Source organism: Caballeronia sp. LjRoot31, from assembly GCF_964253885.1.
In the GTDB taxonomy this organism is placed as follows: Bacteria; Pseudomonadota; Gammaproteobacteria; order Burkholderiales; family Burkholderiaceae; genus Caballeronia.
Genome location: NZ_CAXURX020000002.1, coordinates 2,023,544 through 2,049,851, shown reverse-complemented (window position 1 = coordinate 2,049,851; position 26,308 = coordinate 2,023,544). Strand labels below are relative to the sequence as shown.

Genomic DNA, 26,308 nt, shown 5'->3' with positions numbered 1-26,308 from the left:
CCGTTCTTGTTTTTGGCTTTGGCATATTGATCGCCGTGAACCGCCGGTCAATACCCTGCGCGCATAAAAAAACAGCCATCGGCGGAGCCGATGGCTGTTTTTGAACCGCAGTCGAAATCGGCGCGCTATGCACTGAACTGCTGCGCACCGGGTCCGGCTTTAGAACTTGTGACGGATACCGACGAGCACCATTTCTTGCGAACTCGTACCGGCGAAGCCGAACGAACCGATCGATGCTTGGGCTGCTTGGTCTACGCGAACCGTCTGGCCTGCTGCGTTCGTGGTGTACACAGCTTGCGTGCCGCTTGCGTGCTGGTAAGCGCCGACTGCATAGAAGTCCGTACGCTTGGACACCGTGTAGTCCGCGCCGATACCCACTTGATGGTACTTGGCAGCCGTGTCGCCGCTAGCTTTCTCGTACGTGTAGCCTGCACCGACCAGCAAAGCCGGCGTAAGCTGGTAGTTCGCGAACACGCTGCCGATGTTGTACTTCTGCGTCGACGTGAATGCCGACAAGGCGTCCGGAGCGTATTGCGCATTGCTGTACGAAGCGCCGAGCGTTACCGGGCCGATAGCGTACTGAGCTGCTGCACGAGCGATGCTGAGCGAGTGAGCCGAGGTGTAGCCGCTGTTGATCGGACCGTCGAAAATCGAGTCCGACGACTGGTTGGCGCTCCAGACCGATCCTGCTGCAGCCGTACGGCCTGCGCTCGGGTTGCTTGCGTAGAAGTAACCAGCAGCCAAGCCCAACGGGCCGTTGTTATACGCAACTGCACCGCTCCACGTCTGGCCTTGACCCGTCGTGCCAGCCAGGTTGCTGAAGCCATACAAGCCTTCGAATTGCAGGCCGGCGTAGTTCGGCGAAACATACTTCACCGTGTTCGAAACACGCAAGCTGTTGTCGTAGTTGTCAACGTCGCCCGGCGTACCGACGATCGACGCCCAGTAGTTGTCACCCGTGATGCCTTGCACCATGTCGACGAGCGGATCGTATTGACGACCGATCGTGACGGTACCGAGCTTATCAGCCGTCAAGCCGACGAATGCCTGGCGGCCAAATTCGCGACCACCTTGACCCAATCCGCCCGTATTGAGGTTGAAGCCGTTTTCCAATTGGAAAATTGCCTTCAAACCACCGCCCAAGTCTTCCGTACCCTTCACGCCCCAACGGTCACCGGACAAGTTGCCGGCAAAGAGGCCGACCTGCTTCTCGTTGCCGGACGCGTGGCCAACATAACCAACAGCCTCATCGATCAAGCCATACAGAGTTACGCTGCTTTGCGCGTGAGCCACGCCAGCCGTGCCGAGCAATGCCAGCGAAAGGGAAGTCAGTGCGAAACGTTTCATCAGGTTCTCCACGCTAGGATTAAATTCGTTGTTGCCGGCGCAGAGAATAACGCAGCGTTACAAAACTTAAGAACTGAAAAATTAAAACATGTCTCGAAAAAAAGACACTTTATGGTCGACCGTGTGATGTCTTGTAAGGCAAGCCTGTCAAGGCTTTAGCCGTTGATTCATCTAGCGAAAGCGCATTAGCATGGATGCCGTCATAAAGTTCCTTTTAACGCAATTGGTTCAGCGAGAATGGGCGCTTTTTATTAGTTTTTTACTAATTCGGCGTTATAAGCGAGGTATGCCGGGAGGCCCTTGCGAGGAAGGCTTTTACAGGCGAGAGGAGCGCTGCGCATGGCTCGGCGAGGGTTTACGCCGGGAGGCGGCCCGACGCAGCCGCGTAGCGTCCGACACCGCGAGATGAGTTCGCGCGTGGCGTATTACCAACACCTTTACTCATTGAGAGCGCCATTTTTGCGTCCAGCGCAACAAACGCGCTGTGCTCACTCGTCGCGGCGAGTCCATGCGACTTGACGAAGTTTCGGCAGTCAAGCTTTTGACACGGAAAACTGTCGTGTCGCGGATTACTCTGGTTTGCGACTTGATTCCGCTCCTGATCCCGCTCGGCTTGACGGCGTTATTCGTCGTTTGCCGCAGGATGATCACGTCCGGCTTCGCGTCCGGTTTCACGTCCCGATAACAGCGCGAGCGCCAAACCTGCGCCGCCGGCCAGCAACACGGCGCGCCACGGATACCGCTTCACCAGGTCATTTGCCTGGACCGCCTTGCGCCCGCAATCCCGCATGGCTTGCGCCGTCACCCGGGTAGCCACGGTCTCCGCACGGGCCAGCTTGCGGCTGAGGGTCAACGCGGTGCTCAACGCCGATACCCGTTTGCGCGCCTGCTGCGTCAAATGCTGCGCGTGTTCAGCCCTTCTTTCGATGGATGCTCGCGAACGTCCCGGCACGACCGTAAAGGCTTTTGTGTTTCCGGGGTTGTCCGTGTCCACACGGCCGGCTCCGGGAACTGTCGAGCCCGCCAGCATCGAGCCGATCTTGGCGCGGCTGCCTGGGGGGACCCGGGTGCTTTGCTGGCCCCACGCACCGCGGGGATCGTGCAAACGTGCTCGCGCGGCTGAAAACTCCGCGCCAAGCAGCAGGACTGCTGCCGAGAAGTACAGCCACATCAGCAACACCGCAAGCGAGCCCGCCGCGCCGAATGAATTCGCCGTGCCCGCGTGAGTCAGGTAGAACGCAAACAGTTTTTTGCCGACCGAAAACAGGATCGCGGCAACAAACCCGCCGACCAGTGCGTCCCGCCATTGCACCCGGCCGTCGGGGAGGAACTTCAGCAGCGCTCCGAACGCAAGCGAGAGAATCACCAGTCCGACCAGCAACTGCACGATGTCGCCGACGATCACGAACGGCGAATTACCCCAAAGCCATTTGCCCACGGCCTGGATGGCGGTATCGAGGACTAGCGAGACGATCAGCAGGAACGCCACCCCCAGCACCAGGCCGAACGAGATCAGCCGCACCCGCACCAGCGCGAAAACGCTGGATTTCTGCTCGCCGGTAAGTGGCCATACGAGGTTCAGCGCGGTGTTGAGCGATGAAAATGTCGCCGATGCACCCAGCGCCAGCAACACGAACGAGATCACGGCGGCGACTCCCGTGCCGCCGCTACGGTGGGCATTCTCGACAATGCTCTGCACGCTCGCCGCGGCCTGATCGCCGAGCAGTCCATTGACGTGATGAAACAACTGGCCGCGCGCGGCGTCGGCCCCGAACACCCAGCCGGCCACGGCGATGACCATGACCAGCGTCGGCGCCAGCGAAAACGCGGAGTAGAACGCGATGCTCGCCGCCATGGCGGCACAGCGATCCTCGCCAAATTTCCTGAGCGCGCCCATCACCCAGGATGCGTCCTTTTTCACGGCAGCCTGAATTTTCTCGGTGGACAATGTGCTCATGGAAACCTCAACTTCGCTGATGGTAATGATGATCTTGACGGTTTGTAACGCGTCGGAGCACGATGCGTTCCCACGGCCGTTAAGCCTGCGATCGCGCCACTGCGCGCCGGGACTCATGGAGCATCCGTCATCCCGTCGCAGCTTGGCAACCCAAATCGGGCTCATAGGCCGTTCGGATGCCTTTGGCGCGCACTTTCGTCACCAATCGTTAACTTTGTTTTACGTAGTTCTACGTTTGGGGGCAGTGGGGTTTTCAATCGGCGCGGGAATGGGCACATGTGGGCATGTGAATGGGCGAATGAACGAATGAACGCCACGCCGTCACGAGGTGACATGCGTCGCCGAGCCGTTGCAGCCGGCGACAAAACGGACAAACGGACAAACGCGCCCACAACGTCAGGCGCGTATGGCGAATCCGTCGAGATAGGCGGCGGGATCTTGTCCGTCCCAGACGCGCCCATCGATCAGCATGTCCGCGCGAATCTCGTCCGGCACGCGAACGTCCGCCAAGGCAGCGGCCTCGCGATACAGCGCCGTCTGGCTGATTGCCGATGCAATGGCGGCGTCGTCGTGAGCGCCGCTCAGCAAACCCCATCGCCGATATTGCGTCAGGAACCACAGGCCATCGGACGGTCGCGGATAGTTGACGGCGCCTTTATCGAAGAAGCGAACGGGGAGCGGGCGCGGCTGCCCGGGGAATTGCGCTGCGTCATACTCACCGAGCAGCCGCGGCGCGATCAATTCCTGAGGCACACCTAACAGTTCCGGCGCGGCGAGCCACTTGGAGATCTCGGCTCGATGCGCGGGGTCGTCAAGCCACCGGCACGCCTCGAGCATGGTCTGGACCAGCGCGCGTGCCGTGTTCGGATAAAGGGCGATAAAATCGCGCCGGCTGGCAAGCACCTTTTCCGGGTGGTCCGGCCAGATCTGGCTCGAAATCGCGACGGTCCTGCCCGCGTGACGCGCCTCGGCAACCGCGTTCCACGGCTCACCGGCACAGAATCCGTCGAGCTGGCCTTCGGCCAACGCATCGACCATTTGCGGCGGCGGGATCACGATGCTGCGAATGTCGCGCAGCGGATGCACGCCAAGAGCTGCGAGCCAGTAGTACAACCACATCGCGTGCGTGCCGGTCGGAAAGGTCTGTGCGAAAACCGGAGGACGGCCGAGCGTCGCAAGCGCCTCCTTCAAATTGCCGCTCCTGCTCAGCGCATCGGCAAGGGGGTTCGACAGCGTGATGGCCTGGCCATTGCGGTTCAGCACCATCAGCACGGCCATGTCGCCTTGCGGCCCGCCAATACCGAGCTGCACGCCGTACACGAGCCCGTACAGCGCGTGCGCCGCATCGATCTCGCCGGACAACAGCTTGTCGCGTACAGCCGCCCAGGAAGGCTGCCGGCACAACTCGAGCGTCAGGCCGTGGCTGTGGCCAAACTCGAGGATCTTGGCAACGGCGAGCGGGGCGGCATCGCTCAGCGCCACGAAACCCAGGCGAATGTGGGTCTTCTCGGGTTGCGCGGACGCGCGGTTCAAAACGGCTTTGGGCGTATTCATGTAGTAGGGCTACCCTAGTAAATCGACCATCGACACCAACTGGCGCGCAACCTCGGCAAGCTTCAGTCCCTCGTCCATCGCGCGCTTGCGCAGCATGGCGTAGGCCTCAGGTTCCGACATCTTGCGCCGGTCCATCAACAGGCGCTTGGCCCGGTCGATCAGCTTGCGGTCGGCGAGTTCATTTTCGGCTTTGGCGAGCCGCTTGCGCAATTGCTCCTCGCGGGCGAAACGCGCCAGCGCGACTTCGAGAATGGGGGCGAGACGCGCGGCCTCCAGGCCTTCGACAAGGTAAGCGCTCACGCCTGCACCGACCGCGGCGTGAATCAGTTGCTGGTCGCCGTCGTTGCTGAACATCAGGACCGGGCGCGGCGCGGTCTCGTTCATCACGGCAAGTTGTTCGAGCGTATCGCGTGAAGGCGATTCAGTATCGATGATGACCACATCCGGGCGCTGTTCCTCCACCACCTTGGGCAATGCCGCGGGGGTCGCGACCTCGGCCAGCATGTCGTAGCCCAGGCGTGCGAGTGCCTGGCGAAGATCGCCAATGGGTTTGTCGGTGTCGGTGACGAGCAGTACGCGAAGCATGGGTCAGGCGCCGGGATAGCTCATGCATGGAATGCTTGACGCAACGCTCTCTGGCGGACGATCAGCGCGCGCCATAAAGACCGCTTTCGCCGCTCGATGCCGTTTGCGCCGGTCAGGCTGCATGCTGAACCGCTTCAGTGATGTCTTGCCATGCGTTGAAGGCGGCATGCTTGTCCACGGCAAGAGCGCCGCTTCCGTTGTGAGTCACCCAATCTACCGCTTCGCTGATCGCATTGCCAACGAGGATCACGGCGGGGCTTCCCAGCCCTTCCTTCACGGCGTCGATAGCCAGGCGGTCCAGCGGTCCAAGCCAGCGTCGCTCGGATGCGGTACCGGCCCATTGAACCACGGCGGCAGGGGTGGATGCCGGTAACGCCGAGAGCAGCGCATGGCAGAGGCTTTCGATGCGCGTCATGCCCATGTAGATCGCGAGCGTCGTGCCGGTTGCAGCGAGTGCGGCCCAGTTGGGTTCGCCATGATCCTGCTTGTGCGCCGTGACGAAGGTCACTCCCTGGCAATGTTCCCGATGCGTCAGTGATATCCCTAGACTCGCGGCCGCTGCAAAGCCCGACGAAATGCCGTTGATGATCTCCACCGGAATCTGCGCGTGGCGCAGTGCTGTGAGTTCTTCGCCCGCGCGTCCGAACAGCAGCGCGTCGCCGCCCTTCACGCGAACCACGTGCAACCCTTTGAGGGCATAACGTTGCATCAGCCGTTGAATGAACGCTTGCGGTGTCGACTTGCAGCCACCGCGCTTGCCGACGCGGATCACGCGCGCGCGGGGCGCAAGCGAGACGATGTCGGGATTGGCGAGATCGTCCAGCAACACGATATCCGCCAGCGCCAATGCTTTGGCGGCTTTGATCGTGAGCAGGTCCAGATCGCCGGGACCGGCGCTAAGCAAGGTGACCTTGCCAGTTGTCATCGTGATGTCCTTTGGCGGCTTGAGAAAGCTTGAGAAAAGCGCAGCCACCGCCGCGTTGCTTAAAAGACCGAAGTTCGGAATGAGCCGCATGGGTCGCGCGTCGCGCAGATCAGATGACCTGCATTCGGGCAATGCGACAACACGGCGCTCCAACGAAAAACGGCATCCGCTCGTGCTCTTGCACGAAGGGACGCCGTTGTCCTGAGTCGCCGATGGTGACCGGCATTCAATCGATAAAACTGTGTATCCAAGCGCCCGACATCGTTGCCGCGCACAGCCAGTGATAGGCAATATCCAGGCCAGACGAGTATTGCCCTGGCGCGCCCGGCAACGAACGATGCGGGCAATAACGCGTCCGCCGCGCGAAGCTGCGCTCCTTAAGCGTGCCCGCACGAAGAAGGCCCTCTTTGATCTTGCATAGCGGACCGGAACGCCCCAAGCAGGGTGCCGTCCCACTCGCACGCGGACAGTGCCGCGTCGCACCGCGAGTGTGCGGCGTTGCATCAAAATGCATCGCCCGTAATCGGCTGACAAACGCGCCGCCGAGCGCAAACGCCCGCCAAATATAGAAACGCCGCGTATGGCATGGCCCTTGCAACGAGAGCGTCCATGGACCAACGGCGGTCCGGTTTCATCGCAAGGCTTCAGCAGCGGCCCATGACGGGCTTTTTGGACAATGGCGTCCCCTGAACTCAGTCATCGGCTGGGTTCACGGGACGCCTTTTTGTTTTGTGGAAAGACAATGGCAGACAAAGCAACCCGGATCGATCTCTTCAGCCTGCGCACCGTGCCCATGCGTGCCTTCCACCTCACATGGATGGCGTTCTTCGTCTGCTTCTTCGCGTGGTTCGCCTGTGCGCCGCTGATGCCGTTGATCAAGCGCGAGTTCGGCCTGTCCATCGATCAGGTCGCCAATATCAATATCGCAGCAGTTGCCGCGACGATCCTGGTAAGGCTCATCATTGGCCCGATGTGCGACCGCTACGGTCCGCGCAAGGTCTATACGGGGCTGCTGCTCCTGGGTGCATTCCCCGTGTTCGGCGCGGCGCTCTCGGGCGGTTATGAAAGCTTCCTGCTGTGCCGCCTGGGCATTGGCGCGGTGGGGGCGAGCTTCGTTATTACGCAGTACCACACATCTGTGATGTTCGCGCCGAACGTGGTCGGCACGGCCAATGCGACCAGCGCCGGTTGGGGTAATGCCGGGGCCGGCGCGGCGCAAATACTGGTCCCGTTGCTGCTCGCGGGCATGCTCGCGCTCGGCGCCGCAGATGCATCCGCATGGCGCCTGGCGCTCGTGGTTCCCGGGCTGGCCATGCCGGTGATGGCCTGGTTCTACTGGCGCTTCACGCAGGACTGCCCGCAAGGCAACTTCACGCAGTTGCGCGCGCAAGGCATCACCATCGATGGTGGCAAGAAAGGCGGCTGGGCGAGCTTTCGCACGGCCTGCGCGAACTATCGCGTATGGATGCTTTTCATTACCTATGCGGCTTGCTTTGGCGTCGAAGTGTTCATCCACAACATTGCCGCTATCTATTATGTCGATCACTTTCATCTCTCGCTGAAAGCCGCCGGTGCCGCTGCCGGCAGCTTTGGACTGCTCGCCCTGTTCGCCCGTGCGCTCGGCGGCTGGATATCGGACAAGGCCGCTGCACGTCGCGGCCTGGAAATTCGTTCGACTTTGTTGTTCGCGCTCATAGCGGGCGAAGGTCTCGGGCTGTTATGGTTTTCGCATGCGGATAGCGCGGTGCTCGCCGTGGTCGCCATGCTGAGCTTCGGCCTGTTCACGCACATGGCGTGCGGCGCGACGTATGCGCTTGTGCCGTTCATCGATCGCAAGGCGCTGGGCGGCGTGGCGGGGATTATCGGTGCGGGCGGCAACGTGGGTGCGGTGGCCGCCGGCTTCCTGATGAAGGGCTTCGGCAGCGTCCAGCAGACGCTCGCCATGCTCGGCGTGCTGGTCACGTTGTCCGCGCTGTGCGCACTCGCCGTGCGCTTTAGCTCCGAGCACAAGGCACAGGAAGCCGCGCTGCGTGCAGATGCATTGGGTGTCAATAACAGCATTGCCAATTGAGAGCGTCCTGATCATGAAAATCGTCGTCGTCGGTCATGGCATGGTCGGCCATAAACTCCTTGAATGCCTCGCTGAAAACGCAGCGCACGAGCTTGATATCACCGTGCTATGCGAAGAGCCGCGGCCGGCTTACGACCGCGTGCATCTGTCGGAGTTCTTCTCGGGCAAGACGGCGCAGGACCTGTCGCTGGTCGAGCCGGGATTCTTCGAGCGCGCGCGCGTGCGGCTTGAGCTCAATGCGAAGGCGGTGTCGATCGATCGCGCGGCGCGTACCGTGACGGTGTCGACCGGCGAAGTGCTGGCGTACGACAAGCTGGTGCTCGCAACCGGCTCCTATCCGTTCGTGCCGCCGGTGGCGGGCAATGAGCGTCGTGATTGCTTCGTGTACCGCACCATTGAAGATCTCGAAGCCATGAAGGAATGCGGCGCACGCTCGAAAACGGGCACGGTGGTAGGCGGCGGACTGCTGGGGCTTGAGTGCGCCAAGGCGTTGCGCGACATGGGCTTGCAGACGCACGTGGTCGAGTTCGCGCCGCGCTTGATGGCCGTGCAGGTTGACGACAGCGGCGCGCGCGTATTGCGCAGCAAGATCGAAGAGCTGGGGGTGACGGTTCATACGCAGAAGAACACCGTAGCCATAGTCGATGGCGAGAACGGCACGCACCGCATGGAGTTCGCCGACGCAAGCCATCTCGACACCGACATGATCGTGTTCTCCGCCGGCATCCGCCCGCGCGATGAGATTGCGCGAATCAGCGGCCTTGAAGTCGGTGCGCGCGGCGGCATTGTGATCGACGACAACTGCCGCACGAGTGACGCCGATATCTATGCGATCGGCGAATGCGCACTCTGGAACGGGCAGATATTCGGGCTGGTCGCGCCGGGTTATGACATGGCCCGTGTTGTTGCAAAACAGTTGGCTGGCGAACAGGCTGGTTTCACCGGTGCCGATATGAGCACGAAGCTCAAGCTGATGGGCGTGGACGTGGCGAGTATTGGCGACGCGCACGGCAAGACGCCGGGCAGCCGTGCATACCAGTTCAGCGATGAACGCAAGCAGGTCTACAAGAAACTGGTGGTGTCCGAGTGCGGCAAGTATTTGCTCGGTGGCGTGATGGTCGGTGACGCAGGCGAATACGGCACGCTGCTGCAGATGATGCTGAACCGCATCGAGTTGCCTGACGCTCCGGAATTCCTGATTCTCCCTTCCGCCGATGGCAAGCAAAAGCCTGGTCTTGGTGTCGAAGCGCTGCCCGAAGCTGCGCAGATCTGTTCGTGCAACAACGTGTCGAAAGGGCAGATATGCGAAGCGGTCTGCGCGGGTGCAACCAGCATTGGTGCGTTGAAGTCCGCAACCAAGGCTGGCAGTTCGTGCGGCGGTTGCGTGGCGCTGGTCACACAGGTGATGAAGGCCGAGATGAAAAAGCAAGGGCTCGCAGTTAATAACCACGTGTGCGAGCACTTCCCTTACTCGCGTCAGGAGCTTTATCACATGGTGCGCGTCGAGCGCATCGAGACGTTTGGCGCGTTGCTCGCGAAGCATGGCCACGGTCTTGGCTGCGATATCTGCAAGCCGGCTGCCGCCGCGATTCTTGCATCGTGCTGGAACGAGTTCGTGCTGAAGAAAGAGCATGCAAGCCTGCAGGATTCGAACGACTACTATCTCGCGAATATCCAGCGCGACGGCACCTATTCCGTCGTCCCCCGGATGCCCGGTGGCGAGGTCACGCCGGACGGTTTGATCGCCGTCGGCCAGGTCGCAAAAAAGTATGGCCTGTACACCAAGGTCACGGGCGGGGCACGTGTTGACCTGTTCGGCGCGCGGGTTGAACAGCTGCCGCTGATCTGGGAAGAACTGATCGCGGCCGGCTTCGAGTCCGGTCATGCGTACGGCAAGTCGGTGCGGACCGTGAAGTCCTGCGTGGGTTCGACCTGGTGCCGCTATGGCGTGGGCGATTCGGTCGGTCTCGCGATCGACATAGAGAACCGCTACAAGGGTTTGCGCACGCCCCACAAGATCAAGTTCGGCGTCTCCGGATGCACACGCGAATGTGCGGAGGCACAAGGCAAGGACATCGGCGTGATTGCGACCGAGAAGGGGTGGAACCTCTATGTATGCGGCAACGGTGGCATGAAACCGCGCCACGCCGAGCTGCTCGCCTCCGATCTCGACCGTGTCACGCTGATCCAGTACATCGACCGCTTCCTGATGTTCTACATCCGTACCGCGGACCGCCTGCAGCGCACGAGCGTCTGGCGCGACAACCTGGAAGGCGGGCTCGAATACCTGATCGATGTCGTGGTGCGCGACAAGCTTCAGCTTGCCGCGGAACTCGAAGCGGAGATGCAGTACGTGGTCGACACCTACGAATGCGAGTGGAAAAAGGCAGTCAACGATCCGGACACGCGCAAGCGCTTCCGTCATTTCGTGAACAGCGATGAAGCCGATGCGAACGTGAGTTTCGTCGAAGAGCGCGGCCAGATTCGCCCCGCGACGCCGGCTGAACGGCACCTGAAGCGAATCGACATTCCGGTGGTTGTCGAGACGGTTTGAAGCGCACGTGAAACACACTGAGGACATCATCATGAACAACGATCGAATCTCAAGCTCATGGGTGCCTGTGTGCCCGCTTGACGACATCGTGCCGAACACCGGCGTCTGTGCGCTTATCAACGGCGAGCAGGTCGCCGTGTTCCATCTCTTCGATGGAACCCCAAGCGTGTACGCGATCGATAACTTCGACCCGGGCTCACAGGCGTCTGTACTGTCGCGTGGACTGATCGGCAATCTGGGCGAGCGCATTGTGGTGGCATCGCCGATCTTCAAGCATCACTATGATCTTCGCACGGGCGAATGCATCGAGATACCGGCGAACTCGGTCAACGCTTTTGCCGCGCGCGTAGAGGACGGCCACGTGTGGGTCGCGGTATGACCAAGGTGAGCGGGTTCGAGCGTCGGTCATGATCTCCGGCAGCGTAAAAACCGTGTGTCCATACTGCGGCGTTGGCTGCGGCATGGTCTTGCAAGTCGAGAAGGGAGAAGTGGTCAAGGTGTCCGGTGACAAGGAGCATCCGGCCAACTTTGGACGCCTGTGCACCAAGGGTTCGTCGGCGCATGTGGTCTTGCGCAAATCGGGCCGTCTGGAGGGCGCTTTCATTCGCCGCGAACGGGATCGCGACCCGATCCCGTTACCCATGGCGCAAGCGATTTCCGACACCGCTCAGCGCCTGCGTGGGCTGCTTGACGAGCACGGCCCGGACGCGCTTTCGTTCTATGTGTCGGGGCAGATGTCGATCGAGGCGCAGTACCTCGTCAACAAGCTCGCGAAGGGGTTTGTCGGCACCAACAACATAGAGTCCAATTCGCGGCTCTGCATGGCGAGCGCCGGCAGCGGCTACAAACTCTCGCTGGGTGCTGACGGGCCACCGGGCTCATACGAGGACATCGATAAAGCGAACCTGTTTTTTGTGATCGGCGCGAACATGGCCGACTGTCACCCGATCCTGTTCCTGCGCATGATGGATCGCGTGAAGGCCGGCGCGAAGCTGATCGTGGTGGACCCGCGCCGCAACGCGACCGCCGACAAAGCCAGCCTCTTCATGCAGATCAAGCCGGGCACCGATCTCGCGTTGCTGAACGGCCTGCTTTATTTGCTGCATCGGAACGGTCATGCCGATGCTGATTTCATCGCCGAATCGACTGAGGGCTGGGACGCGATGCCTGCCTTTCTGGAGGACTATGCGCCGGATAAGGTGGCTGAGATCACCGGTATTCCCGAAGCGGACATTCGCCGAGCGGCGCAATGGATGGGCGAGGCGCCCGAGTGGATGAGCTGCTGGACCATGGGCCTCAACCAAAGCACGCACGGGACCTGGAATACGAACGCCATCTGCAACCTGCATCTCGCCACGGGCAAGATATGCCGGCCGGGCAGCGGGCCGTTCTCGCTCACCGGCCAGCCTAATGCCATGGGCGGGCGCGAGATGGGTTACATGGGACCCGGGCTTCCCGGCCAGCGTTCGGTGCTGGTAGCGGAGGATAGGGATTTCATAGAAGACCTGTGGAATGTCCCTAAGGGCACACTCAAGACTTCGCTCGGCCAAGGCACCGTGGACATGTTCTCGCGCATGTCGACCGGCGAGATCAAGGCCTGCTGGATCATCTGCACCAATCCTGTTGCAAGCGTGCCGAACCGGCAGACCGTGATTGCGGGGTTGCAGGCCGCGGAGCTGGTCATTGCACAGGACGCCTTCCTCGATACTGAAACCAATCGCTACGCCGATGTCCTTCTGCCGGGCGCGCTGTGGGCTGAGGCCGAAGGCGTGATGATCAACTCCGAGCGCAACATGACGCTCACGCAGAAGGCCATCGAGCCGCCGGGCGCCGCGTTGCCGGACTGGCAGATCATCGCGCGCGTCGCATGTGAAATGGGTTTCGCCGATGCATTCAGTTATGCATCGGCAGAAGAGGTATTCGCGGAGATCACCCGGACGTCGAATCTCAAGACGGGCTACGACCTGCGCGGTGCGAGCCATGAACGCTTGCGCGAGACGCCGTTGCAATGGCCCTGTGCACCGGACGTTGCAGCCGATCGCAATCCGGTGCGTTATATCAACGACGGCGTGAGCCAGACGCTCAGGCAAATGCCTGACGGCAGCCGCCCGCGCCTGAGCTTTCCCACTTCAACCGGCAAGGCCGTTTTCTTCGCTCGCTCGCATGTGGCTCCTGCGGAAATGCCTGACAGTGAACGGCCTATCGTGCTGAATACGGGCCGCTTGCAGCACCAGTGGCACACCATGACCAAGACCGGCAAGGTGCCCATGCTGAACAAGCTGAATCCTGCTCCGTTCGTGGAAATTCATCCCGAAGATGCGGCGGCGCTGGGTATCAAGGCGAAGGACGCGGTCGAGATTCGCTCGCGCCGCGGCCGCGCCGTTTTGCCGGCGGTGGTCACCGATCGGGTTCGTGCCGGCAACTGCTTTGCCCCCATGCATTGGAACGACGTCTTTGGCGAAGAACTCTGCATCAACGCCGTGACGAATGACGCGATCGACCCGATATCGCAGCAGCCTGAATTCAAGTTCTGTGCTGTTGCGCTCAGCCGCGTAGCGCCTAAAGCTGACACGGCGAATCCTGAGACGCGTGACGATGCCGCCAGCTCGGAACGCGTCGAGCCCGTCGCCGCCGATCACGCCCGTCCGAACCAGGAACTGGACATGTCCCGTATTGATGCCCTTGCCGCGCTGCTCGGTATTCCGAAAACGCCGCCCCCCGAACTTAGCGAGACCGAACGCATCTACATCGACGGTTTCATGAGCGGCCTGCGCTCGACGGAAGGCCGCGGAACAGGTGGCGTACCGACGTTGCCGCTTAGTGCGCCCATCGCCCCTGCTACGCGGCTTTGGCTCGATGGTGTCCTCGCGGGGCTCTTCAGCCGCGCTGAAACGGCTATGCCTACGTTGACCGCACCGGTTGCAGCAACCATCGCCGAGTCCTCTGTGCGCATTGCGCGGGCGCGGCCAAAAGTCGTGTTGCTGTGGGCTTCTCAGACGGGGAATATCGAATCGTTGACCGAGCGATATGCGACCCAGTTGATGGAGTCCGGCTTCGAAATACGCACCACGTGCATGGCCGACTATGCGGTTTCCGACCTGGAGAAAGCGCAGTACGTTTTGCTGATGACGAGTACGTTCGGCGACGGCGATGCCCCCGATAACGGCGCGAGTTTCTGGACCGGGATCAGTGCCGATAACGCCCCGCGCCTGGATGGCGTGCGCTACGCCGTGCTGGCTTTTGGTGATCGCAACTACGATGCGTTCTGCGGTCACGGCCGCAAGCTCGATGCCCGTTTGCTCGAACGCGGCGCGATACCTTTGCTGGAGCGGGTCGACTGCGATGCCGATTACCAGCCCGCAGCCGACGCTTGGCTCGAGCGAATCGTCGCGCGTATCAAGGAAGAAGATGCGGCGCTGCATGCAGTCCCGGCCGACGGCATGATTCCGGCCGTGCTGCCCGGCGCCGGGCCTTCGAAGACCCATCCGGCAGCGTCGCGGCTGGTGAAGAATCTGCGGCTGAACAAGCAGGGCGCGACGAAGGACACGCGTTATTTCTCGCTGGATACCGCTGACTCGGGTCTTGATTATGAGGTCGGCGATGCGCTCGGGGTGTGGCCGAGAAACTGTCCCGAACTGGTCGATGAACTCATCGGACTGAGTGGCCTTAGCGCCGATGCCGCCGTCAATGTGGCGGGCGCGGGTGAGATGCGGCTGGCCGACGCGCTCGGCAAGCACTATGAAATAGCGCGGCCGAATCACAACGCGTTGACGTTCATCGCAGCCCGGACGCACAACGGTGCAGGGGGTGCGAATGGTGCGAATAATGCATTGGGCAGGCTGCTTCGCGAGGACAACAAGGCGGACCTGAAGAAATGGCTCTGGGGTCAGCAACTGGCTGACGTGCTGCATGAATTCCCGGTGGAGCTTTCAGCCACGGAACTGATCGGCATGCTCAAGCGCATGCAGCCGCGCCTTTACTCGATTGCATCGAGTCCCAAGGCACACCCTGACGAGATACACCTGACCGTGTCGGCGGTCCGGTATAACAACGGCCGGCGTCAGCGCAAGGGCGTGTCCTCGACCTTTCTGGCCGATCGCGCGGGCGATGCCAGCGTGCCGGTGTTCGTGCAGAAATCGGCGCATTTCCATCTTCCCCATAGTGGCGATGCACCCATGATCATGGTCGGCCCCGGCACCGGCGTGGCCCCGTTCAGGGGCTTCCTGCATGAACGCCTCGCGCGCGGCGACACCGGCCGCAACTGGTTGTTCTTTGGCGAGCAGCATGCCGCCACGGATTATTACTACGGCGATGAACTCGATGAGATGCGCCGCAAGGGTCTGCTGAACCGTCTCGATCTCGCGTTCTCGCGGGACCAGGCCGACAAGATCTATGTGCAGGATCGTATGCGTGAACGCGGGGCCGAGCTGTGGTCGTGGCTTGAGGCCGGCGCGCATTTCTATGTCTGCGGCGACGCGGGCCGCATGGCCAAGGACGTTGACGCAGCGCTCAAGTCTGTCGTGGCTCAGCATGCCGGCATGAACGACGACAAGGCTCAGGAATATGTTAGTGGCATGGTCAGGGACAAGCGTTATGTGCGGGACGTGTATTGAGTTTCGCTTGAGTCGCGCATGAGCCCCGCGCTCTCGCTAATCGCGCAACTGCTGCGCCGCGATGTCTTCAAGCGATCGTCCGCGCGTTGGCACGCCCATCAGCACCACTGCCGCCGCACCGATCAGCAGTACGAATGTGGTCGCCCCAAACACGCCTGGAAAGCCCAGCAACGGATACACATACCCAACCAGGATAGGGGCGGCGATAGCGCCTAGCCGACCAATCGATGAAGCCAGCCCCGTGCCGGTTGCGCGGACATCGGTTGGAAAAACCTCGGGCGTGTAGGCGTAGACACCCGCATACGTGCCATTCATGAAGAACGACAGCAGCACGCCGGATAGCATGATGCCCCCGTCGCTACGCGTGAGCGCAAGTCCTAATGCCGAGACGCCTCCCAGCACCATGTACGACGCAATGGTCGCTTGCCGGCCGATCTTTTCGTTCAGCCACGCGCCTGAAAAATAACCCGGTATCTGCGCGATATAGATCACGAGCGAGTAAGAAAAGCTGCGTGTGATCGTCATGCCGTTCTGCACGAGCAGGCTTGGAATCCACGTGAAGAACGCGTAGTAGCTGAAGGTGATCGAAAGCCACATGAGCCACGTCATGGTGGTGATGCGCGCGAGCTTGCGCGACCAGAGGGCCTTAACGTTCGCGAGCACCGAAGCACGTTGCGCCGCGATGGGAACCTCCGCTTCGGCGGCCGCATCGGTTGCCGGCAGGGGTTCCAGTTTCACGCCCGCAGCCATCAATTCGGCTTCCGCCCGCGCGACGATTACCTCGGCTTCCGCGTGCCGCCCGCGCGCGACCAGCCAGCGCGGCGATTCGGGCAACGCGCGTCGCCACCAGAGCAACATTACGATAGGCAAGGCGGTGATTACCATCACCACGCGCCACGCGTTCGGTGCAAGCGGAATCACGAGATAACCAAGCAGCGCAGCAGCCACGAAGCCAAATGAGAAGAAGCCGGCGAGACTGCCCGTGAACGCACCGCGATACCGGCGCGCCACGAACTCCGACAGGAACGGTGCGACGATCGCGCTTTCGGCGCCCGTGCCGAGTCCGGCGACAATGCGTGTCGCGAGAAAGAACGGCCAGTCGTGGGCGGTTGCGCTGGCCAGCGATGCGACGCAGTAGATCACCAGCGCAACCATCATCACGCGCCGCCGTCCGATCAGATCGCCGAGCATGCCTGCGAGCATCGCCCCGAGGAAATAGCCGATGAACGTACCGCTGCCGAGCACGCCCGTCTGCACGCTGCTGAGCGACCACTGCGTGCGCAGCACCGGCAGCAGGAACGCGAGCACGGCGGCGTCCATGGCGTCGAAGGTGTAGCCGAGACCGCCCATCAGCAATAGCCGTCGATGAAACGAAGAAAACGGCATGCGTTCGATACGGGCGGAAATCGTCGACATTGGGTAACGCGCCTCGCTGTCAGGAATGAACGGATTCGGCTGGGGGTCCAAGCGTGCTCGAGTCAGGCGTGCTCGAGTTCATCGAAGTGGATGTGACCGCCTTTCATCACGAACGGAATGTGTTCGCCCTGACCGAGCAGGCAGTCGATGGATCGAAGTGGATTGCCGTCCACAACCAGCACATCGGCGAACGCGCCCGGCACGAGGCGGCCGAGTTTGCCCGTCATGCCAAGCACGTCGGCGCCTACCATCGTTGCACTTGCTATGGCTTCAGCCGGCGATAAAACCTCGGCGCGCAGCCGGAATTCATCGCTTTGCAGACGTTGCGATTCACCCAGCAGATCCGTGCCGAAGCCCATGCGCACGCCCGCGCGTTTCATGATTTCGAGCGACCTGAGGCCGGCTTCGTGGACGTCGGCCACCTTCGCCAAGCTCGCTTCGGGCAGGCCGTATTTGCCGCCCTCGCTGGCGAGCGCTTCGTACGTCACCAGCGTGGGAACCACGAAGGCATCGTGCTCGGCAACCAGACGTGCAGTCGCGTCGTCGATGAGATTACCGTGCTCGATCGTGCGCACGCCGCAGCGCACCGCGCGTGCAATCGCGTCGGGCGTGTAGGCGTGAGCCAGTACGTAGGTCTGGCGGCCGCGCGCCTCGGCAACGATCGCGCGGATCTCGTCCTCGGAGTATCCCCATGCACCCACGGGGTCGGTCGGCGAGGCAACGCCGCCGGATGCCATGATCTTGATCTGGTCCGCGCCCATCTGGAGTTCTTCGCGAACGGCGCGTCGCACCTCGTCCACGCCGTCCGCTACCCGTGTGAGCGCACCGACGCGTACGCAGCAGCCGCAAGGCGCGTCCGGTGGCATGTAGTCGGTGCGTGTACGCATGTCGCCGTGACCGCCGGTCTGGCTCAGTGCGCGGCCGGAGACGAACATGCGTGGGCCTTCGGCCAGTCCGGCTTCCACGGCCTGCTTGAACGGGTAGCCGGCGCCGCCGGCGTCGCGGATGCTGGTAAAGCCGCGACGCAGCATCGCGCGCATCAATGGCACGGCGCGTAGCGTGACAAGCACGTTGGGTAAGGTTGCCACGCGTGGCAGGTTGAACTCGACCGCGATGACATGCACGTGGAGATCGATCAGGCCGGGCATCAACGTCTTGCCTTTCAAATCGATCACGCGGGCATTGGCGGTTTTGATCGGGCGGTCGGAGACTTCCTTGATTCGGCCCTCTTCGACCAATACCTCGTGGCCGGGGATTAGTTCTGGCTGCAACGGGTCCAGCAGCGCGCCGTTGCGAAACAACACCGACGTCATCGCGACTCTCCTGAGAAGGTGGAATCCGGGGCGCGGACTGCGGGAGTGGACGCGCCAGGTTGGCTCGATTGCACGAGCATCAAACTATACGCTGCGCGTGGGCGAGCGCGCTAGCGTGTCATTAATTGCATAAGGAGTCGTCGCGGAATTGGGTTTCGTTCGCACTCGGGGTTCGGTTTTGGACTTGTCTGATGTGGCTTAGGGCGATGCCCGGTCGTTGGGGGTAGCGGTTGGGGTTGGTGCTGGGTTTTGGGGTTAGTGGTCGGGGTCAGTGCCGGGGTGGTGCTTTCGGCGTTAGCGGTCGGGGTCTATGCCGGGTTGCTGCTTTCAGCGTTAGTGGTCTGCGAGAGTCGGATTTTCTCTTTATCACTATTAGCCACTGTGCGTGGCGGCACGTCATTTCTTTGTCCAAAGCGACAAAGAAACGAAGCAAAGAAAACGCTTTTAAACCACGCTACCCTAAGTGTCCACAGCGTGCAGTTTGTATTCATAGGTGCCCCAAAAGCACGGTGCTCGCCAGAGCCACGGATGTGTGAAACCCTCCTTCTCCGAACACGGATACCCACACGCTTCGCCACCAGTGATTGAACCTGCCCAAGGGGCACCCCGCGCTATCCGCGGACGACCTCCCGCCGAATTAGTACGCATGTCGAACCATATCACTAACCCGCGCAGAAACGAGGCGCATCGAAATGCGCGAGGCCATAGTAGGCGAAAATAAGGTGCAGGCCACGCAAGTAATCCAAAAAGAACGAAGCTTTAAATATGCGTCCGACCGTAACCCGCGAAGACGACGGCGCAAACTACGCCTGCAACCTGCCAAGCCATGACGCAGTGAAGACGCGTGAGGCCGTGCGGGTCCCTTGGCGAACTGTGCTTGCCCGAGAGCGTTGGGGGCGAAGCGTGTTCGTGTCAGGATTCGCGAGAAGGAGGGGTTCAAACATCCTCCGCTCTGGCGAGCACCGTGCTTTTGGGGCACCTATGAATAGAAACTGCACGCTGTGGACACTTAGGGTAGCGTGGTTGAAAGCGTTTTCTTTGCTTCGTTTCTTTGTCGCTAAGGACCAAGAAATGACGTGCCGCCACGCACAGTGGCTAATAGTGATAAAGAGAAAATCCGACTCTCGCAGACCACCACGGCCGAAAGCACCACCCCGGCATAGACCCAGAACCGCGAACCTTGGAACCAGGACCCCGACCACTAACCCCAACCACTAACCCCAACCCCACCAAAACCCCCAACCTGTCCACCGGCGCGAGCGAAACAACTTTGTCACTTCGCTGATTTCGCACCACATGCGCGAATCACGAGCTTGACCACTTCCTCAGTGGAGGCATCGAAGGCCTTCTGGGAAAACGCCCGCTTACCTTTCAACGCGCGAATCTGCGCATCGAAATCCGCGTAGTGCTGGGTCGTGGCCCAGATCATGAACATCAGCGTCTGCGCGTCCACAGGTGCGAGCAAGCCCCGCTCGATCCAGCCATCAATCACGATCACCCGCGTGTCAAGCCACGGCTTGACGCGCTCGTTCAAGATGTCCTGCATGTGCACGGCGCCGTGAATGATCTCGCTTGCCCACACCTTCGAGCCGAGCGGACGCCGCCGCGACAACTCCATTTTCGTGCGTACATAACCCCCGATTGCTTCGACCGGGTCATCGCTGGACTCGAAGGTATCGGCAGCACGATGCCAGTCTTCGAACAAATCCTCAAGCACGCGCCGATAAAGCGCCAGCTTGGTCGGAAAGTAATAATGCAGGTTAGCTTTCGGCAAGCCTGCACGTTCCGCGATCATCGCGGTACTCGCGCCTTCGAGTCCGCGCTCGGCGAACACGGCCTCGGCGCACGCTAAAAGATGCGCTTCATTAGTCTCGCGAATGTGTGCCTTGCGCCGCCGCAATGGAACGGGCGCAACATCGTTTTTCGTCGCCTCGGCTGTTGCTTCGTCATCTCTCATCGTTTTCCTTGCATGGCGCCGTGCGCCTTCTCCATCTTGATCGCGCCTCATTCTATGCGCTTTGACGCCACCGCTGCATAGCCCGTCGTTTCCCGTTCCCAAGGCTCTGCTGCATTGCAATGGCACGCTTCTCGCTATGCTTTTACTCTAATCGGAAACGCCGAAAGACGTTGATTTGCAAATATTAATCGGCTACAACCTGTCCAGTTGGACAGGATTTGAGAGGCGGCGGATTGCGATGGATTCACCGCTAGGAAACGGACAAGGTGAGCGGATAAAGGTTGCACCGCTGCCGTGCGCCAGCGCCCCAAAAGCCGACGCCGATGCACCAGATTCGTATCAGTCAAAACCCTAAATCGAGCAATACGCAAGGAGAACGCGAAATGGACGCGGTAACTGATTCAGCGCTGGATACGTCGATCAGAGTCAACGGCAAACGTCTCTGGGACAGCCTCATGACGATGGCAAAAATTGGCGCGACAAAGAAGGGGGGCGTATGCCGGCTTGCGCTTACCGATCTCGACCGCGAAGGGCGCGACCTGATCGTCAGTTGGGCGAAGGAAGCGGGTTGCACGGTCAAGGTGGACCAGATGGGCAACGTGTTCATGCGCCGTGCCGGGCGTAACGCAGATGCCGCGCCGGTCGTAACAGGCTCGCATGCGGACTCGCAGCCCACAGGCGGTCGCTTCGACGGCATCTACGGCGTTCTGGGCGGCATCGAAGTGATTCGCTCGCTCAATGATCGAGGTATCGAGACTGAACATCCGGTGGAAGTCGTGATCTGGACCAACGAGGAAGGCTCGCGTTTCGCGCCCGCCATGGTCGCGTCCGGCGTGTTTGCCGGCGAGTTCACGCTCGACTACGGGTTGTCCCGCAAGGACGTGGATGGCAAGACGATTGGCGAGGAACTCAAGCGCATTGGTTATGCAGGCGATGAGCCGTGCGGCGGCCGCAAGCTGCACGCAGCGTTCGAACTGCACATTGAACAAGGGCCGATTCTCGAAGCGGAAAACATGACGATCGGCGTGGTCACCGACGCGCAAGGGCAGCGCTGGTATGAGATCACGCTGACCGGTCAGGAAGCCCATGCGGGCCCGACACCGATGCCGCGCCGTCGCGATGCGTTGCTTGGGGCATCGCGGGTGGTCGAACTGGTTAACCGCATTGGGCTCGACAATGCGCCGCTGGCGTGCGCGACGGTCGGCATGATGCAGGTGCATCCGAACTCGCGCAACGTGATCCCGGGCCGGGTGTTTTTCACCGTAGATTTCCGTCATCCCGACGACGCCGTGCTCGCAAAAATGGACGCCGCCTTGCGCGAGGGCGTGGAGAAAATCGCAAGCGCTTCGGGCCTCGAAACGCAGCTTGAACAGATCTTCTATTACGCGCCTATCGCCTTCGACGCCGCCTGCGTGAAGTCCGTGCGCGCAGCCGCCGAGCGCTTTGGTTATGCGCATCGGGACATGGTCTCGGGCGCAGGACACGACGCGTGTTACCTCTCGAAGGTCGCGCCCACGTCGATGGTCTTCGTGCCTTGCGTCGACGGGATCAGTCATAACGAGATCGAGGATGCCTCGGAGGAATGGATCGAGGCGGGCGCAAACGTGCTGCTCCACGCCATGCTCGAACGCGCGGGCCGTTAAGCCTGGGTTGGTTCTAGTCGAAAGACCATTGCGTCCCCACCTTGAAGAAGGAACGTGTATGACCATGAAGCACATTGGCGACATAGCATCGAACCGGCTGTCGCAAGAGCAACTGTCGTGTCAGTTTTCAGATGTTGCGCCGTTACTCGATGCCACCGCGGCGGCTGCAGCGTCGAGCCGTTGCCACTACTGCTACGACGCACCATGTATCAACGCGTGCCCCACAAAAATAGATATTCCCAGCTTCATTCGCAAGATCGGTAACGGCAACATGAAGGGCGCGGCCATGGACATCTTGTCGGCCAACCCCTTGGGCGGCGCATGCGCACGCGTGTGTCCGACCGAAATCCTTTGTGAAGGAGCATGTGTCAGAAATCATCAGGATGACAAACCAGTTCAGATCGGTGCATTGCAACGTCACGCCACCGACTGGGCAATGGCGCGCGGCGAGCCGCTTTTCAAGCGCGCGGCGAATACGGGGCGTCACGTGGCGGTGGTTGGAGCGGGGCCGGCGGGACTGGCCTGTGCGCATCGCCTTGCGCTCGACGGTCACCGGGTGACGCTCTTCGACGCCCGGCCCAAGCCCGGCGGCCTGAATGAATACGGCATCGCGGCGTACAAGGTGGTCGAGGATTTCGCTCAGCGCGAAGTGGAGTGGTTGTATTCGGTGGGGGGTATCGAAGTGAAGAACGACGTGATGCTCGGCCGCGACGTGAAGTTGAGCGACTTGCGAAAGCAGCATGACGCCGTGTTTCTCGCCATCGGCTTGGGCGGCGTGCGCGCGCTCGAACTCGAAGGCGAGACGTTGCAAGGCGTGTACAACGCGGTCGATTTCATCGAGCAGGTGCGTCAGGCGGATGCTCTCGGGAGCGTGCCGGTAGGGCGTCGCGTGGTGGTGATCGGCGGCGGCAACACGGCAATTGATGCGGCGGTGCAAAGCCGCAAGCTGGGTGCTGAAACAGTGACGATGGCATACCGTCGCGGCGTGGAAACCATGGGCGCCACCTGGGCCGAACGGGAGTTCGCGCAGACCAACGGCGTGACGATCATCACGCACGCAAAGCCTGTGCGTTTAACCGATACAGGTGGCCAGGTTACCGGCGTTGAGTTCGAAACTCCGAAGGGAGATCGCTACGTCATTGAAGCCGACATGGTACTGAAGGCGATCGGGCAAACGCTCGTGCCTGAGGGTCTTGAGAGCGACATGCTCACGCTCGACGGCAGCCGTATCGCGGTGGATTCGAATGGCCGTACGTCGCTTGATAACGTCTGGGCCGGCGGCGACTGCGCGGCCACCAGCGGGCTCGACCTGACGGTGCAAGCGGTGCAGGACGGCAAGATTGCGGCCGAGTCCATCCACGCGTTCTTCGCGGCAACGGCCATCAAGGCCGCATAAAAACACCCCCACGATCCCACAATAAGGGAGCCAGCTCATGGCCGATCTTCGCAATACGTTTGCCGGCATCACGTCGCCGAATCCTTTTTGGCTCGCATCCGCACCGCCCACCGATAAAGCCTACAACGTCAATCGCGCCTTCGAAGCGGGTTGGGGCGGCGTCGTATGGAAAACGCTCGGACTCGACCCGCATGTGGTGAACGTGAGTTCGCGTTATGGCGCGGTGCAATGGAATGGCCAGCGCATCGCAGGACTGAACAATATCGAACTGATCACCGACCGGCCGCTCGACATCAACCTGAAGGAGATCACCGAGGTCAAGCGCGACTGGCCAGATCGGGCGCTGATCGTCTCGCTGATGGTGCCGTGCAACGAACGCGACTGGAAGTGGATCTTGCCGCTGGTGGAAGATACCGGCGCCGATGGCGTCGAACTGAATTTCGGCTGTCCCCACGGCATGAGCGAGCGCGGTATGGGCGCGGCGGTCGGCCAGGTGCCCGAATACGTGGAGATGGTCACGCGCTGGGTAAAGGAAGGCACGAAGCTGCCGTGCATCGTCAAGCTGACGCCGAATATCAGCGACATCCGCACCAGCTCACGCGCGGCTTACAAGGGCGGCGCGGACGCGGTGTCGCTGATCAACACGATCAATTCGATTGTCGCGGTGGACCTGGATCTCATGGCGCCGATGCCGACAGTCGACGGCAAGGGTACGCATGGGGGATACTGCGGCCCGGCGGTCAAACCGATCGCGCTGAACATGGTCGCGGAGATTGCCCGCGACGTGGAAACGCCCGATTTGCCGATCTCCGGCATTGGCGGCATTTCGTCATGGCGCGATGCAGCCGAGTTCATGGTGCTGGGCGCGGGCAACGTGCAGGTCTGTACGGCGGCCATGCACTATGGCTTTCGCATTGTCTCCGATCTCGTGGACGGTCTGTCGAACTGGATGGACGAAAAAGGCTACGCCACGCTCGACGATATCCGCGGGCGGGCGGTGCAGAATGTGACTGACTGGAAGTATCTGAATCTGAAATATGACATCAAGGCGCGCATCAGCCAGGACAAGTGCATTGAGTGCGGCCTGTGTCACATCGCTTGCGAAGATACGGCGCATCAGGCGATCATGCGCGAGAAGGATGGCAAACGGCATTTTGAAGTCATCGATTCAGAATGCGTCGGCTGCAATTTATGCATGCATGTGTGCCCGGTCGAGCAATGCATCACGATGGAACGCGTGGATGCCGGCGAATATGCGAACTGGACGACCCATCCGAACAATCCCGCACGCGTGGACGCCGACGTTGAAGAAAGTGTGAAGGCCGCATAGAGTTTGGAACCCGTATAAAAAGTAGCGCCTGTCGCTTACGTCCACCAACGTCCCCCGACGCCCGGACTGGAATCACAGCCTGATCCGCGGGCGCGGACCGCAACGATCTTGAGGAGATCAACCTGATGAAGCAGACAGCGCATTCTGTCGACCCGCAGTTCGCGGCCGGCGCCAGCGGCAGTCTATATAACGACGACCTGGCGCCAACCACGGCCGCGCAACGGACGTGGAAGTGGTATCACTTTGCGGCGCTGTGGGTCGGCATGGTGATGAATATTGCGTCGTACATGCTCGCGGCCGGGCTCACGGAGGAAGGCATGTCGCCGTGGCAGGCGGTGCTGACCGTGCTCCTCGGCAACATGATCGTGCTCGTGCCCATGCTGCTGGTCGGTCACGCTGGCGCGAAGCATGGCATTCCGTACGCAGTGCTGGTGCGCTCGTCATTCGGTACGAAGGGCGCGAGGCTGCCGGCATTGTTACGAGCGATCGTCGCATGCGGATGGTACGGAATCCAGACATGGCTCGGTGGCAGTGCGATCCATACGCTCCTGAATATCCTCACCGGTAACTCGACGCCCGGTACGCCGCTACCTTTCCTGGACATCACGCTTGGGCAACTGGCGTGTTTCCTGTTCTTCTGGCTGATCCAGGTCTATTTCATCTTGCGCGGCACGGACTCCATTCGTTTCCTCGAAAGCTGGTCCGCGCCAATCAAGGTGGTGATGTGCCTTGCGCTGGTGTGGTGGGCAACCTCGAAGGCGGGCGGTCTCGGCTCCATGCTCGCGCAGCCTTCGCAGTTCGTGGCCGGCGGCAAGAAGGAGGGTTTGTTCTGGGCAACCTTCTGGCCGGGTCTCACGGCCATGGTCGGGTTCTGGGCCACGCTCGCGCTTAACATTCCGGACTTCACGCGTTTCGCCCGCTCGCAGAAGGATCAGATCATCGGGCAAACGATCGGTCTGCCGGCCCCCATGGCGCTGCTGTCGGTCATCTCGGTGGTGGTGACGTCGGCAACCGTCGTGATCTACGGCAAGGCGATCTGGGACCCGATCGACCTGACCAGCCGCATGACCGGTATTGGCGTGGGCGTGGCGCTGATCATCCTGACGCTCGACACCATGAGTTGTAATCTGGCCGCCAACCTGGTCGGTCCTGCCTATGATTTTTCGAGCCTCTGGCCGAAAGGTATTTCGTATCGCGTGGGCGGGATGATTACAGCGTTTATCGCTATTGTGATGATGCCGTGGAAGATCCTGGCGACTACACAGGGCTATATTTTCACGTGGCTCGTGGGTTACTCGGCGCTGCTCGGACCGGTCGCGGGTATTCTCATGGTCGACTACTTCCTGATCCGCGGCACGCGTCTGAACACGCGCGAACTTTTCAACGAGAACGGCGAATACAGCTACACGGGCGGCTGGAATATAGCTGCTGTGGTCGCGTTGCTCGTGGGGGTATTGCCCAACTTGCCCGGCTTCCTGCACACGGCATTTCCCGCGTCGTTCCCGAACGTGCCGGCATTCTTCAACACGCTTTATACCTATGCATGGTTCGTGGGCCTCGCGCTGGCATCGATTGTTTATGGCGCATGGATGAAGATGGGCAAGCGCCCGACGGCGCGGATTGCCAGCGCCTGATTTCGCGTGATTT

16 protein-coding genes are annotated in these 26,308 nt (G+C 61.2%); 8 read left to right on the top strand and 8 right to left on the bottom strand.

What is annotated here, in order from left to right; genetic code table 11:
• Positions 1 to 159 precede the first annotated feature (159 nt).
• The 5 genes from ACSQ8V_RS27435 to cobA form a co-directional block, all read right to left on the bottom strand.
• Positions 160 to 1,347, bottom strand: a complete 1,188-nt coding sequence (locus tag ACSQ8V_RS27435; protein WP_213766101.1) for a porin — start codon at positions 1,345 to 1,347, stop codon at positions 160 to 162.
• Between the two features lie 622 nt (positions 1,348 to 1,969).
• Positions 1,970 to 3,304 (bottom strand): YihY/virulence factor BrkB family protein, encoded by a 1,335-nt coding sequence (locus ACSQ8V_RS27430; protein ID WP_436207786.1) that lies wholly within the window; start codon positions 3,302 to 3,304, stop codon positions 1,970 to 1,972.
• A gap of 396 nt (positions 3,305 to 3,700) precedes the next feature.
• Complete coding sequence (locus tag ACSQ8V_RS27425) at positions 3,701 to 4,858, bottom strand: CmpA/NrtA family ABC transporter substrate-binding protein (RefSeq protein WP_436207785.1); 1,158 nt, start codon at positions 4,856 to 4,858, stop codon at positions 3,701 to 3,703.
• Positions 4,859 to 4,867: 9 nt separating this feature from the next.
• On the bottom strand, positions 4,868 to 5,443 hold the full coding sequence (locus ACSQ8V_RS27420; protein WP_213766104.1) for an ANTAR domain-containing response regulator: 576 nt from the start codon (positions 5,441 to 5,443) through the stop codon (positions 4,868 to 4,870).
• A gap of 112 nt (positions 5,444 to 5,555) precedes the next feature.
• Positions 5,556 to 6,368 carry a uroporphyrinogen-III C-methyltransferase gene (cobA, locus tag ACSQ8V_RS27415; RefSeq protein WP_213766105.1) on the bottom strand — a complete coding sequence of 271 codons (813 nt, stop codon included), beginning with the start codon at positions 6,366 to 6,368 and terminating at the stop codon, positions 5,556 to 5,558.
• A 742-nt stretch (positions 6,369 to 7,110) separates the two neighbouring features.
• Here cobA and ACSQ8V_RS27410 point away from each other — a divergent pair.
• The 4 genes from ACSQ8V_RS27410 to ACSQ8V_RS27395 are packed head-to-tail and all read left to right on the top strand — an operon-like array spanning position 7,111 to position 15,606.
• Complete coding sequence (locus tag ACSQ8V_RS27410; protein ID WP_436207784.1) at positions 7,111 to 8,439, top strand: MFS transporter; 1,329 nt, start codon at positions 7,111 to 7,113, stop codon at positions 8,437 to 8,439.
• A gap of 13 nt (positions 8,440 to 8,452) precedes the next feature.
• Positions 8,453 to 10,993, top strand: coding sequence for a nitrite reductase large subunit NirB (gene nirB / locus ACSQ8V_RS27405; RefSeq protein WP_436207783.1), 2,541 nt, complete (start codon positions 8,453 to 8,455; stop codon positions 10,991 to 10,993).
• A 31-nt stretch (positions 10,994 to 11,024) separates the two neighbouring features.
• Positions 11,025 to 11,372, top strand: a complete 348-nt coding sequence (nirD, locus tag ACSQ8V_RS27400) for a nitrite reductase small subunit NirD (protein WP_213766108.1) — start codon at positions 11,025 to 11,027, stop codon at positions 11,370 to 11,372.
• Between the two features lie 28 nt (positions 11,373 to 11,400).
• On the top strand, positions 11,401 to 15,606 hold the full coding sequence (locus tag ACSQ8V_RS27395; protein WP_436207782.1) for a molybdopterin-dependent oxidoreductase: 4,206 nt from the start codon (positions 11,401 to 11,403) through the stop codon (positions 15,604 to 15,606).
• A 36-nt stretch (positions 15,607 to 15,642) separates the two neighbouring features.
• Here ACSQ8V_RS27395 and ACSQ8V_RS27390 read toward each other — a convergent pair whose 3' ends face one another.
• The 3 genes from ACSQ8V_RS27390 to ACSQ8V_RS27380 form a co-directional block, all read right to left on the bottom strand.
• Positions 15,643 to 17,022, bottom strand: a complete 1,380-nt coding sequence (locus ACSQ8V_RS27390; RefSeq protein WP_213766110.1) for an MFS transporter — start codon at positions 17,020 to 17,022, stop codon at positions 15,643 to 15,645.
• 62 nt (positions 17,023 to 17,084) lie between these two features.
• Positions 17,085 to 18,335, bottom strand: a complete 1,251-nt coding sequence (locus tag ACSQ8V_RS27385) for an amidohydrolase family protein (RefSeq protein WP_436207781.1) — start codon at positions 18,333 to 18,335, stop codon at positions 17,085 to 17,087.
• A 1,273-nt stretch (positions 18,336 to 19,608) separates the two neighbouring features.
• Positions 19,609 to 20,292, bottom strand: coding sequence for a TetR family transcriptional regulator C-terminal domain-containing protein (locus ACSQ8V_RS27380; RefSeq protein ID WP_436207780.1), 684 nt, complete (start codon positions 20,290 to 20,292; stop codon positions 19,609 to 19,611).
• A gap of 383 nt (positions 20,293 to 20,675) precedes the next feature.
• Here ACSQ8V_RS27380 and ACSQ8V_RS27375 point away from each other — a divergent pair, with 383 nt between their 5' ends.
• The 4 genes from ACSQ8V_RS27375 (at position 20,676) to ACSQ8V_RS27360 (ending at position 26,295) form a co-directional block, all read left to right on the top strand.
• The gene (locus tag ACSQ8V_RS27375; protein ID WP_436207779.1) at positions 20,676 to 21,935 is read left to right on the top strand and encodes a Zn-dependent hydrolase; all 1,260 of its coding nucleotides are present in this window, start codon (positions 20,676 to 20,678) and stop codon (positions 21,933 to 21,935) included.
• 58 nt (positions 21,936 to 21,993) lie between these two features.
• The gene (locus ACSQ8V_RS27370; RefSeq protein ID WP_213764479.1) at positions 21,994 to 23,331 is read left to right on the top strand and encodes an NAD(P)-dependent oxidoreductase; all 1,338 of its coding nucleotides are present in this window, start codon (positions 21,994 to 21,996) and stop codon (positions 23,329 to 23,331) included.
• Positions 23,332 to 23,368: 37 nt separating this feature from the next.
• Positions 23,369 to 24,661 (top strand): NAD-dependent dihydropyrimidine dehydrogenase subunit PreA, encoded by a 1,293-nt coding sequence (gene preA / locus ACSQ8V_RS27365; protein WP_436207778.1) that lies wholly within the window; start codon positions 23,369 to 23,371, stop codon positions 24,659 to 24,661.
• 125 nt (positions 24,662 to 24,786) lie between these two features.
• Positions 24,787 to 26,295: an NCS1 family nucleobase:cation symporter-1 gene (locus ACSQ8V_RS27360; RefSeq protein WP_213764481.1), complete on the top strand. Its 1,509-nt coding sequence runs from the start codon at positions 24,787 to 24,789 to the stop codon at positions 26,293 to 26,295.
• Positions 26,296 to 26,308: the final 13 nt, after the last annotated feature.